Source organism: Acinetobacter sp. Brlt_5 (genome assembly GCF_051949055.1).
GTDB lineage: Bacteria > Pseudomonadota > Gammaproteobacteria > Pseudomonadales > Moraxellaceae > Acinetobacter > Acinetobacter indicus.
On record NZ_JAYJLP010000029.1, the window covers coordinates 1 to 13,337 of the forward strand.

The following is a 13,337-nucleotide window of genomic DNA, read 5'->3' on the forward strand; positions in this document are numbered from 1 at the left end:
CTCAATTGAGTCCTTTTTTATGGCTCAAGTTTTGAGGTGAAGACCTTGATATTTCGCCCAAGAGGCAAATGACCTTCAGCCCAGCCTTCCTCCGAGGAGGAAGGTGGAAAGACTTTAGTGTGCTTCATCCCAGTTCTGGCCTTTACCTACTTCGACCACCAGCGGAACAGACAGTTCAATCACCGACTGCATTACTTCGGCCAGTTTGGGTGCCAGTTCATCGGCGACATTGGCATCGACTTCAAACACCAGTTCATCGTGCACCTGTAGCAGCATTTTGGCCTGATGGCGTGGCAGCATTTTATCTACCTCCACCATGGCCATTTTAATAATATCTGCCGCAGAGCCTTGTAAGGGCGCATTAATTGCTGCACGTTCTGCTGCTTTACGCACCATCATGTTACGGGCATCAATATCCGGGGTATATAAACGGCGGCCGGTCAGGGTTTCAACAAAGCCTTGTTCCAGAGCCACCTGACGGGTGCGCTGCATATATTCATAAATGCCCGGATAACGCTGGAAGTATTGCTTGATATAGTTCTGCGATTCTTCCCGGGTAAAGCCCAATTGACGGATCAGACCAAATTCGGACATACCATATAACAGGCCGAAGTTAACCGCTTTGGCCTGGCGACGCTGATCCGGCGTGACATCTTCCAGGGCAATATTCAACACTTCTGCAGCGGTACGGCGGTGTACATCCTGACCATGATTGAAGGCATCAACCAGCGCGTCATCTTGCGAGAAATGCGCCATTAAACGCAGTTCAATTTGCGAATAGTCGGCAGCCAGTAACACGCGGCCTTCTGGTGCAATAAAGGCTTTACGAATTTGACGGCCAATATCCATACGCACTGGAATATTTTGCAGGTTCGGATCGGTCGAAGACAGACGGCCTGTTGCGGTCAGTGCCTGATGATAACTGGTATGCACGCGATGGCTGCTGCTATTAGCCTGCTTTTGTAAGCCATCGGTATAGGTACTTTTCAGTTTAGACAGACCGCGATATTCCACAATCAGGCTGGCAATCGGGTGCTCAATCTTTTCTAAAATACTTTCACTGGTGCTGTATTGGCCGGTGGCAGTTTTCTTGCCGCCTTTGATGCCCAGCTTTTCAAACAGGATTTCGCCAACCTGTTTGGGCGAGCTGACATTAAACGGCTGGCCGGCCAGTTCAATAATCTGCTGTTCCAGTTGCAGCATGGTATTGGAGAATTCTACGCCCAGCTGATCCAGGAAATTCAGATCCAGCTTGATGCCGTTTTCTTCCATCTGGGTTAGCACGCGTGCTACCGGCATTTCAATATGATGCAGCAGATTGCTTAGTTCCGGATGACGCTGCAGCTTTTCATTCAGCACTTCATACAGGCGATACGTCACATGTGCATCTTCGGCGGCATAATGCGCGGCTGTTTCAATCTCGATCTGGTTAAAGGTTTTCTGTTTGGCGCCTTTACCGGCAATCTGTTCATAGGTGGTGGTCAGGTGACTTAAATACAGACGCGCCACATCATCCATCCCATGACGGGTGGCGACAGAATTTAAGACATACGAGGCCAGCATGGTGTCAAAGTACCAGCCCTGTAAGTGAATACCGTGGTTTTCCAGCACATGTGCATCATATTTTAAATGATGGCCAATTTTTTCAACCGCTGGATTTTCCAGAATCGGTTTGATCTGCGCCAGCACCGCTTCACGGTTTAACTGTTCCGGTGCGCCGGCATAGTCATGCGCCAAAGGCACATAGAAGGCTTCCGTAGCATCAAAAGCCACCGAGAAGCCGACAATCTGGGCAATCCGATAATCTAGGCTGGTGGTTTCGGTATCAAAGGCAAAACGTGTGGCGGTGCTTAAACGCTGGAATAGCGCATCCCAGTCTGCCGGGCTTAACACCGTATGATAGGTGGCTTCACCTAGCTGGTCTTCACTGCTGCTGAGCTGGGCCTGATCTTCAGTAGCGACTTCTGCGGCCGCTGGGGTTTGGCTAATGGCCTGGCTGACCTGTTTATAGCTGTTGCTGTTCGGGTTGTTCGGATGATCGAGCGACTGTAGCTGGTTCCGGAACTCCAGTTCGGTATACAGACGGCGCAATTCTTCGGTATTCGGATCGCATAGTTTCAGATCTGCAAAGGTCAGGCCCATGTCCAGATCGCAGACAATACTGGCCAGTTGATGATCAATGGCAATACCATCGACATTGTCTTTAATATTCTGGCCAACGCGACCTTTAATTTTGTCGACATTTTCTAGAATTCCGCCTAAAGAGCCGTATTCAGTCAGCAGTTTGGCGGCAGTTTTAGCACCCACGCCCGGAACACCCATAATCCCGTCCGAGGCATCGCCCATCAGGGTCAGATAATCAACAATCTGATTCGGCCAGACGCCAAATTTCTCAAAGACACCCTGCACATCCATTGGTTTCTCTTTGAAGCTGTCTTCCAGCGTAACTTTGTCGGTCACCAGCTGAGCCATGTCTTTGTCGCCGGTGGAAATTAACACCTGATGACCTTCGGCTTCGGCGCGTTTGGCCAGCGTGCCAATAATATCGTCGGCTTCGGCACCCGGCAGCATATAAAGAGGAATCCCCAGTGCGCGAATTAAGGCGTGTAAATAAGGAATCTGCTGTGACAGTTCATCTGGCATACTTGGACGGTCACCTTTATAAATGGGTGACAGTTCGTGACGGAACGTTGGTTCCGGGGTATCAAAAATCACCGCCATATGAGTAGGCTGGGTACGGCGCATCAGTTTCTGGATTGCGGAAATTGCCCCACGGATGGCGTTGGTATGTATACCGGTTGACGTGGTTAAAGGGGGTAAGGCGTGAAACGCACGAAATAAAAAATAAGACCCATCGACCAAGACAAATGGTGGCATTGAAAGTTTCCTAATCCAAAAAACCTGTTTATTGTACGTGATTTTACACACGCACGCTGAGTGATGATTGTATATGCAGGTTACCGAATATCTGATGAATATAAAATAAGCACTGTGCAAGTTGTTGTATGATCAGCACAATTAATAAAGGAATAAAACAAGATGCTGAGAGGGCAGAGCGAAATCCGCATGATCTGGTTGATGAGCCTGATGATTGTCGCCATCAGCGCGTGGTTTTTATCATTTCCACTGCTGACCTATGTCTGTGGTTTTGCACTGCTGATGAGTGTCATGCACTATGTCGATGCTATTCAGCAACCGGCCCAGGCGCTAGGCGAACAAAGATTAATTGCATTTCGTGCCACCTCCAAAGTGCCGCTGTATCTCTCCTCGATTATTGCCGTGGTCGGTGGGCTGCTGGATTGGGGCTGGATGATTGCCGCTGGCGCTGCGGCCTGGATTTTCTTTTTTCTGCGCTGGCTTCGGCGTCTGGAACAGTATTTGGGTCAGATTCAACAGGCCCAGCATTTTTTGCCGCAGCCGGCTTCTTCGGTACAGTCGGACATACCGCCTTTACCGTTTAGTGCAACAGCTGAAGCTGCACCAGCGCCCGCTCCCAATTTAGTCCAGCAAATCAAACACTGGATTTTTGAGGGTAATCCGGTGCTGAAAACCGCGATTTCTATTCTGGTGATCGGCATTATTCTGCTGCTGCGTTTTGCCACGGAACATTGGCAGCTGAGCCTGGCCACCAAACTGGCCATGGTCGCGCTGAGTAGTGCTGCCGTGACCGGACTGGGTTATCGCTTGCAGCAGCGCAATCGCAGTTTTGCCCTGGGGCTGGAAGGGCTCGGGCTGGCAGCCTTGTGTCTGACCTTATTCTTTGCCTATTACAATGCAATAATTCCAAACTTGCTGATTGCCAGTGGCTATTTTCTGCTACTAATGGCCCTGACGTTATGGCTGAGTTTAAGACAGCAGTCGGTTGAACTGGCGTTAATGGCCATGGTGATGGCCTATCTTGCACCATTTACCTTACCGGTGCGTGATGCAACTGCACCGGAATTTATTGGCTATTATCTGGTGATTAATATTGCGGTGGCCGTGCTCAGCAGCCTGCGACCGTGGAAGTTTCTGAATCAGATTGCTTTTTTAATGACCGTGCTGGTCGGTGGCAGCTATGCCTTTGTGCATGGCAGCGATGCTGACCGCGACCTGATGACCGTGCTGATTCTGGCACATGCCGCTATCTTTATCTGGCTGGGTTTCCGTTTTAGCCAGTTATTGGCACAGCAGGATTTAGACAAGTTTAAGCTTAAACCGGCGCTGGATATTGGGCTGATTTTTGCTGCACCGTTGCTGGCCTATAGCAGTTTATATGTGCTGCATTTCCAGGACACAGCCTGGCAGGCGGGCCTCAGTCTGCTGTTTGCACTGCTGTTCGCCGTGTTGTACCGATTATCCAGAAACCATCAAACGGTACAGCTAATTGCGCACAGCTATTTAAGCCTGACCTTAATTTTTCTGGCCCTAATTCCGCCGATTTTATTGCCGGCTGAAAAAAGTGTCATGGGCTGGGCCATTGAAGGCCTGCTGATTTTCCTGTTGGGGCTGGTGCGGCAGTCCAAAATCAGTCTGTATCTAGCCATGGGCCTGCTGGTCGTGGCGGGGCTGTCGAGCCTGTATTATCTGGTGGAGCTGATTGTATTTCCACGCGCCATGTTCTGGGTATTGTGCCTGAGCTATGTGGGCGTGGTATTGCTGTCCAATAGCCGGCTGCAATTTCAGCAACAACTTAGTAGCAGTATGATTGGCTTTCAATGTCTGCTGATGTTGCTGGCGACCACCATGTTGCTGGTGCTGCTCCAGGATGAATGGTCCGGCGAGCTCAGTGCGGTGCTGAGCCTGTTCAGCCTGAGTCTGGCCTATTGGGTTGTGAATGAAATCCTGTTACGCCGACAGGCCGGGGTGGCCTGGTTATTCAGCAAATGGTCGGGCCTGGTTCCCTTGCTGCTGTTTGCGGCAGGAATTGTCATGCTGCGGATGCAGCAGGGTAGTATTGTCTGGGCATCTTTCAATGAGCGGCTGTTGTTTGCCGGAGCTGGCATCATCCTCAGTCTGCTCTGGTTAAGGCCGCTTTTAGGTGTACGAACCGAAAAAGAATGGGTCAGTGCCGGTACTTTACTCAGTCTGCTACTGACCAGTCTGACTTTATTACCGCAGCAACCGTATATCAGTATGGTGATTTTACCGCTGCTGTTTTGCGGCTGGTGTTACTGGCAGGCACAGCCCGACTGGCAGATGTTCTGGCAGGCCCGAAGCAGTTTGCTGTTGATGCTGGCCTGGATGATCTGTTCGCAGCTGTTAAGCCAGCAGGCGTTTCATGGCTATCTGCTGCCCATCTTAAATCCTTTTGATCTGGTCAGCATCGCCATGCTGGTCGGCTTTTTATGGATGCTGTCGTTACAGGTTAAGGCCGGGCTGGACCGGAGTATGGCCGCAGTGTTGATGGTGCTGAGTTTATTGTGGCTGAGTAGCTATATTATGCTGCGTGGCTTGCATGTCTATGTGGGAACGCCGCTGAATGAACTGGCGCTGTGGCGTAATGGCACGGTGCAACTGAGTTTGACTTTACTTTGGGTCAGCCTGGCATTTGTCACCATGAGCTGGGCCAGCCGCAAACAGTTACGCTCGGTCTGGGTCCTGGGCGGCAGTATTCTGGTGATTGTCAGCTTAAAGCTGGTGCTGTTTGATCTGTCGCATATTGGCACTTTAACCCGGGTCATTTCATTTTTAGCTGCCGGTGCGGTGATGCTGATTATTGCCTATATTGCGCCAATGCCCGATCCAGAACAACCGGTTGAACGCTCACCCTCTGAATAGAAAAAGCCTTCTCTTGGTGGAGAAGGCTAATATTACAAAGTTTATTTTACATCCGGTTCACGTTTCAGGGCTTTTTCATTGGCATATTGATCAATCTCTGCATTTTCCAGCGGTCGGGACAGCGGATGATCGACAAAGCCCATTTTCGGTACCGGAATTTCAATCTGGTTATCGACAAAGCCATTACGAATCCGTTCCTGCATTTCATCACGCACTCGCAGGAAGTTTTCCTGCTGGCACCAGATCGCAAATAACAGTTCAATTGAGGATTCTCGGAAGGCAGTTACTGTCACCGCAGGTTTCGGATCGGCCAGCACCAATGGATATTTATTGGCCACATCCAGCAGCACTTCACGCACCTTGATAATATCTTCATGGAAATTAATGGCCAGAGTAATTGGAATCCGCCGGATCGGGAATTTGGACAGGTTGTGTACCGGCGCCCGAATCAGCTGTTCGTTCGGTAAACGCACATACACGTTGTCCTGGGTGAGCAGTTTCACCGAGAGCAGGTCAATCGAAATCACTTCACCTTCTACGGTATGACCACGAATGAGGGTAATCTGGATGGTGTCACCCACTTCAAAGGAACCTTCACCAATCAGGAACAGACCGCTGATTAGGTTGGAAGCCGAAGTTTGTGACGCGAAACCCAACGCCACGGTTAAGATACCGGCTGCACCCAGGAAGACACTAAGTTTAAAGCCGGCTTCTTTCAGGCTGGCCATCACAAAAATCAGGAAAATAAAATAGAAAATCCCGCGACGCCAGACCAGACTCTGATGCGCATTAAAGCGTTTACCAATGGTGCGGATAAAGGCATTAGAGACAAAACGCGCCACCAGAAAGCCTAAGAAGCACAGCACCAGCGCCACCAGAATTTCAGTCAGGCGCTCGGTGTTGATATTGGTGAAAATCCCTTTCAGGCTATTGGTAATTTCTTTAGGGATATTGGAATCGGCCATGTCTACTCCCTAGAAGAATGAATCAAACATATTAAATAACGCCCCCGCGGTTTCACGTGGCGGATGCACATAAATCACTTCACCGGCATGCGGTGGGGTACGGTTTTCAATTCGTACCCGTGGTGGCCGGTCAGAACCTTCGTGCAAGACTTTAATTTGGGAGGTCCATAAACGTCCGGTACTTTCACTAAAAAATAGCGGCAGTGCCGGCACCGGTACATTCATCCGGTCAAAGCGCAATTGCTGGTTGCTGATATTATGAAACTCGATAGGCGTAATGGCACGAAAAGCGCGCGGGCGTAGCTGGTGCAGCTCGGTCCGGCCATCCACCGCGGTGGCATAACAGATTTCGCCATAACGGTGATTCGGTCCAAACCAGGTATCTTTGGGCAAAATCACCGGCAAATCAAAAATCGGCTCGCGCTGACCATCGACAAAACCGGCAATCCATAACGGGGTACTAATGTACAGCGTGCCACGCTGGCCAGCCGGAATATAAATCGGATCGACCGGTTTAATCACCACTGAACGGTCTGCCAGACGTGGCATCAGCTGGAGTTTGTTGGTGGTCGATTTGAACATGTAGCGTTCAATTTTCACCGGCTGCGGAAAGGAAAAATTCGGGTCATTGATGCGATGCCATTGTTGTTCATAGTCATACTGCACCTGCGGACGATGATATTCCAGACGCCACTCCTGCATGCCGCGTGTTAAACGAAACAGCAGGGAGCCAAATTGCCAGGCTTTGGGCTGATGCAGTTCAAACTCGTGTTCGCCCCACCATTTTAAATCGGGCAATTCATCATGATTCAGTAATTCATTCGGATGCGGCAAGGGCGTCTTCCTTTCAATTTAAAACCCTAAAAACAGACTTCACGCTGTCATAAGCTTAGAGTACACTCAAATGAGATTTTTTCATCATTATTATAATCGCTGATGCAAGTACTTAAACAATTACAAATCCCCTATAGTTTTGCAAAACGCCATGGCGTGCTGATTCGCTATGAGGGGGATCATGCTTTTATCGTGCGCCGTGAAAATACGCCGCTGCTGGCTATTCAGGAAGCACGCCGTTTTCTCGGGCATCCGGCCCAGTTCCAGTTATGTACCGATCAGGAATTTCATCAGCTGTTAAGCAGCAGTTTTGCCGGCGATACCGGGGAATCACAACAGGTTGCGGCAGGTCTGGAAGATCATCCAGATTTACTCAGTCTGGCCGACTCGGTACCTGAAGCCGAAGATTTAATGGATCAGGAAGATGATGCGCCCATTGTCCGGCTGATTAATGCACTGCTGTCCGAAGCGATTCGGGTCGGTGCGTCGGATATTCATATTGAATCGTTTGAAAAACGCTTATCGGTGCGTTTGCGGGTAGATGGACAATTACGTGAAATTGTACAGCCGCGTCGTGAGCTGGCGCCGTTACTGGTATCGCGGATTAAAGTCATGGCCAAACTGGATATTGCTGAAAAACGCATTCCGCAAGATGGCCGTATTTCGCTGCGACTGGCGGGCCGTGAAGTCGATGTGCGGGTATCGACCTTGCCATCTTCGCATGGTGAACGGGTGGTGATGCGTCTGCTGGATAAACAGGCCGGACGGCTGAACATGACCCATTTGGGCCTAATGCAAAATGATTATGACCGGCTAAAACAGCTGGTACATCGTCCACATGGCATTATTCTGGTCACCGGTCCAACCGGCTCGGGGAAAACCACTACCTTGTATGCAGCACTGTCGGACCTGAATGATGGCTCGAAAAATATTCTGACCGCTGAAGATCCGATTGAATATCAGCTGGAAGGGATTGGGCAAACCCAGGTCAACACCAAGGTCGATATGACTTTCGCGCGTGCCTTAAAAGCCATGCTGCGTCAGGACCCGGATGTGGTAATGGTCGGGGAAATCCGTGATCTGGAAACCGCAGAAATTGCGGTACAGGCTTCGCTGACTGGTCACCTGGTATTATCGACCTTGCACACCAATACTGCGATTGGCGCCGTAACCCGTTTAAAAGATATGGGCATTGAACCTTTCCTGCTGTCCAGTTCCCTGATTGGTGTGATTGCGCAGCGTCTGGTCCGAACCTTGTGCTCGCACTGCGCCACCTGGCATGATGCTGATGACTTTGAAAAAGAACTGTTTAAACCTGTCAGCAGTGCAGAGGTATTGCGCCTGCCGAAACCGAAAGGCTGTGAGCAGTGTGCGCATACCGGATTTACTGGCAGGACCGCCATTTATGAAATTGTACCGGTAGATGATCACATGCGCCGCCTGATTCATGGCAATGCTGCAGAGTATGAACTGGAAAACTATGCGCGCCAGCAATCTGGTTCGATTCGTGAAGATGGTTTGCGTAAAGTACTGGCCGGTAAAACCACAGTCGAAGAAGTGTTACGTGTCACCAATGAAGCGGCAGACTAGCAGAGCTGTAGAGCCTGTTTAAAAAAATCGTCAGTCCCTACCACAGGCTGACGATTTTTTGCATTAAGAGGGCGCGTAAGGGTGCCGTCGGATTGCCGGGATTGCGCTGGCTTTCATGAGTATAAAATGCCTGCCAGGCCTGTACCATCTCCAGGGTTAAACCTTGAATTTGCATCTGATGCACATCGGCAGCTGTGATGGAATCTAAACGCGCTTGCGCACCTTCCGGGCCGCTGCCCCAGCCAATCAGTCCCTGTCCAAAGGCCGGAAGATTCATCTGATTCGGTGTGGCTGGAACCGGCAGACGTGCCATCTCCGGATTGACCTGAGAATAAACCACAGGACGCATTTTTTCAGAAATACTTAGCTCGGCCAAGGCCAGTGTCGAGCACAGCAGCCCCAGACTGGTGATCACGATTTTAAACATCAGGATAATTTGTTGTTGAAAATAAGAATCATTATTATATGCAAGTTGAAAGCTTACGTCGATAACAATATCAGCGAGATCAAGGGAAAGACTTAATAATTGACTAACACGCGATGCTGCATTAAAGGCATTGACTCGCGTACCTGTTGCTGTTCTTTCAGGTCAAATTCGACTGTAATCAGTTGCGCGCCTTCGTCCTGCACCATGGCCAGTAATTGTCCACGGGAATTGGTCGCACCAGAATGACCCCAGGTTTGACGTTTTTCGCCGTGCCAGCCTTGCTGGGCAGCACCTAAAACCTGACACTGACTGTCCATGGCACGTGCTTGTAGCAGCAGCTGCCAGTGCATCTGGCCAGTGGTGTAGGTAAAAGCAGAAGGTGCTGTCAGAAGATTGGCGCCTTGTGCACGCAGTTTTAGCGCCAGTTCCGGGAAACGTAGGTCATAGCAGACCATCAGGCCAATAGTACCAAACGGGGTTTTGGCCACCACCACATCTTGGCCTGGTTCAAAGAATTTGGATTCCTGATACCCCCCGACTGCATCACCGACCTGTACATCAAACAGGTGAATCTTGTCATAACGGGCTTCGGTTTTTTCAGGACTGATACACAGGCTAACGGTACGTACCCGGCCATCTTCAATGACCGAACCATCCGGGCGGAATGGACACGGCAGGGTGCCCGCCACCAGCCAGATTTGATGCTGATGGGCCAGTTGTTCCAGACGTTGTTGAATAGATTCAAACTGGGCTGCAGTTTCGCGCTGCTTGCCGGCAGCAAAACAGATAAAATTTTCAGGAAGAACCAGCAGTTCACTGCCGGCGGCTTTACTCTGCTGAATCAGCTGCTCGACCGTGTTGAAATTGGCTTCAATATCATTTTGCGAGTTCATCTGTGCAACAGAAACAAAAGTCATGCGGGCATTCTCCCAAACTGAAAATTATACGTTTTGCTGATTAGACACCTGTTCCAAGTTGTCCTGTTCTTTTTGTAGCTGTTTGACCAGTGGTTCAAACATATTCTGGTTGCTGTCGTTGAGTTTCATCAGGGTTTTATGGGCATCCAGTACGGTCGAGAGCATATTGCTATGCGTCACATGCTCTTCAATCAGGGCACGGGTGCAGACACTCGGATCGCCACAGTAATTCAGAATCACAAACACCTGCCCCAAGCCCATGCTATTGGCCAGTGTGGTGATGTCTGGATTGGTCGACAGCATGACCGCCTGAATCTGATGTACCTGTTTAAGTTTTAGCCCAAGTTTTGCCAAAACACCCAAAACAGTACTGTCAATAAATGTGGTTTGAGTTAAATCGACAATGGCGCCGACCACATTGGTTTGCTGTTCAATTTTACTGAGTAGTTTGTCTAAACTGATACAAGATTGGGCACGCACTTCGCCGATCAGCTTGAAAATATGCGTTCCATCCAAACTTGCGTATTCAACATGACCTGTTGACATATAAATGCCATTTGCAGAGAAGGATAGATAAAATTATCCCATAGGGACACCACAGACTCAAGTGTCTGCTATGGACATAAGTCCAAGGATGGTTTTAAGTGGTTGATTAAGTGATTAATTCAGTCGGCACAAACTTAGGATGGCAATATCGTCGGCCACGTGTTCTGGCGCTTTAAAGGACTGATTCTGCAAGTGATAGACCAGTTGTTCAAACTGTTCATTGAGTCCGCCGACATAAGGTTCCAGCGCACCATCTGAACAGATAATAAAGCGCGCCTGACGTGACAGCACGCATTCATATTCTTCTACTTCCAGGTCTTCGGTCAGGCCCAAAGGAAAGCTGCTGGTGTTTAAGATTTTCGGTGGCTGATTGGGTTCAAAGATAATCGCAGGCGGATAATGTCCGGCACTGGACCAGCGCAGCTGATGGGTTTCCAGGTTTAAAATCCCGCTAATCATGGTGATATGCTTTTCAATATTTTCCTGTACCAGCATCCCGTTGAGTTTTTTCAGTAACTCGCGCGGGGTTTTGGAACGACCATGAAAAGCCGCCATCCACGAGGTTAATAAACTGCTGGTTACCCCATGGCCGGACACATCGGCCAGATAAAAAATCAGCTCTTTGTCACTAATTTTCCAGTAATCAAACCAGTCGCCAGATAAATAGGCCGAAGGCTGAAACAGGGTTTCAATTTCATAATTGACCAGTTCAATTGGGTTTGGCAGTAAACGTTTTTGTAACTCTGCAGCCGAGGGTAAATCACGGCTGTCCTGATTGCGTTTATATTGCGCATCAATTTTAAGCAGGGCCTGCTGCGGTTCTGTCGGCAGTTTGCTCCAGATCCAGCCGGCTAAAGCACCTTGTTCCCAGGCTTGCGATAGGGCCAGCCCTTCATCTTCAAAGCCCAAAACAATGGTCGGTAAATTCCAGCGATGGGTTAAATAATCCTGCACATCGGCAATGGCAATGATGGTCTGATCATATAGGTCGATGTCATCTATGCGAATCATTTGCACACTGGGCAGTGTGTCAATCACCTGATCTAGATAGGGAATATCACGTGTGGGCTGAATGAAATACATAAATGTAGAATATAATCCTATGCGCTTTAGGGGATAGATGTACTATAACAATCAATGAATTACTAGGGGAAGTTGAACTTCCCGCCAGAAAGAAGTATTACAAATTATTCAGTGAGCGGTGCAACTGAATCAAAGTTTTCTTCATCTTCGATGTAGTCGTCTTCGACATCTTCAATAAATGAAATGCTCTCGGCCTCTAAGCCTTTTTTCTCGGCAATTTCAAAGTTTTTACGCTGCAGGTAAATATCACGAATAGCGGCATAGCGATCCCCTTGTAACACCTGTTCTACATCCAGAATCTGGGAACGGACATCAATGCCGCGTAAAGCCTGCTCGGTCCAGTACAGTCCATCATGATCTTCTAGAATGTATTTTTGTGGACGGGCCTGACTGTCAACCAGACGGCTAAAACCATCACGGAAGGTACTTGGGCCAATAATCGGCAAAACCAGATACGGGCCAGACGGCACCCCGAAATAGCCTAAAGTGGTGCCAAAATCTTCATCTTCGGTTTCCATTCCCAAACGACGGGCCGGATCAGCCAGACCTAAAGTGGTGATGGTATTTACAGTAAAACGGCCCAGCGTTTTTGCTGCTCTGAGCGGACGGCCCTGAATCAGCTGGTTTACTGCATTCCATGGTTCACCCAGGTTTTTACGGAAGTTACGATAAGAACCACGCACATCGCCAGGAACTTTTTCTGTATATTGCACAGCCAGCGGACGGGCGATATTGCGGTCTAACACATCATTTAAGGCATAGACCTGACGGTTTAAAGGTTGTAGTGGATCTTTAACACTTTCCGGTTGTGCGGCATTGGCATTCACTTTCAAATCTTGTGCTTTAATATTTTTCAGCTCTTTTAAGGATTCAAAGCGTGAAGGGGCTTTGCTGGTTGCTGCAGATGAGTCTGCTTCTGCTGTGGTGCGGGTAGAACTGTCTACTGCAGATTCATTGGCAAAAGCAGGGGAGGCCATCCCTAAAGTCAGCAGGCTAATCCATACATATTGTTGTTGACGCATAAAAGATCCTAGTGCTTTGAATACTGAAAGCAAAAAAGAGAAAGCAGGGTCATTCGACCCAGCGCACATTTTAAGAGAGTATTTAAACACTTTTGGCCGAAATTTATAGCTAAAAAAGGTAAAATGAATAAAAAATAATCGGATGATTAAATTTTTTTATCAAAGGGCTTGCAAGCGTAAATATTTCGCCTAT

10 protein-coding genes are annotated in these 13,337 nt (G+C 48.9%); 2 read left to right on the forward strand and 8 right to left on the reverse strand.

What is annotated here, in order from left to right; genetic code table 11:
* Positions 1-114 precede the first annotated feature (114 nt).
* A complete protein-coding gene (gene polA / locus VF685_RS13630; RefSeq protein ID WP_127799096.1) occupies positions 115-2,877 on the reverse strand; it encodes a DNA polymerase I in 2,763 nt (920 codons plus the stop codon).
* A 162-nt stretch (positions 2,878-3,039) separates the two neighbouring features.
* Here polA and VF685_RS13635 point away from each other — a divergent pair, with 162 nt between their 5' ends.
* Positions 3,040-5,760 (forward strand): DUF2339 domain-containing protein, encoded by a 2,721-nt coding sequence (locus tag VF685_RS13635; protein WP_286385523.1) that lies wholly within the window; start codon positions 3,040-3,042, stop codon positions 5,758-5,760.
* Positions 5,761-5,801: 41 nt separating this feature from the next.
* Here the strand turns inward: VF685_RS13635 and VF685_RS13640 are convergent, their stop codons facing one another.
* Positions 5,802-6,725 carry a mechanosensitive ion channel family protein gene (locus tag VF685_RS13640; RefSeq protein WP_005182510.1) on the reverse strand — a complete coding sequence of 308 codons (924 nt, stop codon included), beginning with the start codon at positions 6,723-6,725 and terminating at the stop codon, positions 5,802-5,804.
* A gap of 9 nt (positions 6,726-6,734) precedes the next feature.
* Positions 6,735-7,538, reverse strand: coding sequence for a hypothetical protein (locus tag VF685_RS13645; RefSeq protein ID WP_034598323.1), 804 nt, complete (start codon positions 7,536-7,538; stop codon positions 6,735-6,737).
* 123 nt (positions 7,539-7,661) lie between these two features.
* Between VF685_RS13645 and gspE the strand changes: the two genes are divergently transcribed.
* Positions 7,662-9,149: a type II secretion system ATPase GspE gene (gspE, locus tag VF685_RS13650; RefSeq protein WP_016659509.1), complete on the forward strand. Its 1,488-nt coding sequence runs from the start codon at positions 7,662-7,664 to the stop codon at positions 9,147-9,149.
* Positions 9,150-9,186: 37 nt separating this feature from the next.
* Here the strand turns inward: gspE and VF685_RS13655 are convergent, their stop codons facing one another.
* The 5 genes from VF685_RS13655 to VF685_RS13675 form a co-directional block, all read right to left on the reverse strand.
* Entirely contained in the window at positions 9,187-9,576 is a 390-nt protein-coding gene (locus VF685_RS13655; protein ID WP_104470612.1) for a DUF4951 domain-containing protein, read from the reverse strand.
* Positions 9,577-9,668: 92 nt separating this feature from the next.
* Positions 9,669-10,493: a carbon-nitrogen hydrolase family protein gene (locus tag VF685_RS13660; RefSeq protein ID WP_127799100.1), complete on the reverse strand. Its 825-nt coding sequence runs from the start codon at positions 10,491-10,493 to the stop codon at positions 9,669-9,671.
* A gap of 24 nt (positions 10,494-10,517) precedes the next feature.
* The gene (gene gigB / locus VF685_RS13665; protein WP_005182525.1) at positions 10,518-11,039 is read right to left on the reverse strand and encodes an anti-anti-sigma factor GigB; all 522 of its coding nucleotides are present in this window, start codon (positions 11,037-11,039) and stop codon (positions 10,518-10,520) included.
* Between the two features lie 114 nt (positions 11,040-11,153).
* Positions 11,154-12,122, reverse strand: coding sequence for an RsbU family protein phosphatase GigA (gigA, locus tag VF685_RS13670; protein WP_104472728.1), 969 nt, complete (start codon positions 12,120-12,122; stop codon positions 11,154-11,156).
* 104 nt (positions 12,123-12,226) lie between these two features.
* The gene (locus tag VF685_RS13675) at positions 12,227-13,144 is read right to left on the reverse strand and encodes an MlaA family lipoprotein (RefSeq protein WP_286385524.1); all 918 of its coding nucleotides are present in this window, start codon (positions 13,142-13,144) and stop codon (positions 12,227-12,229) included.
* Positions 13,145-13,337: the final 193 nt, after the last annotated feature.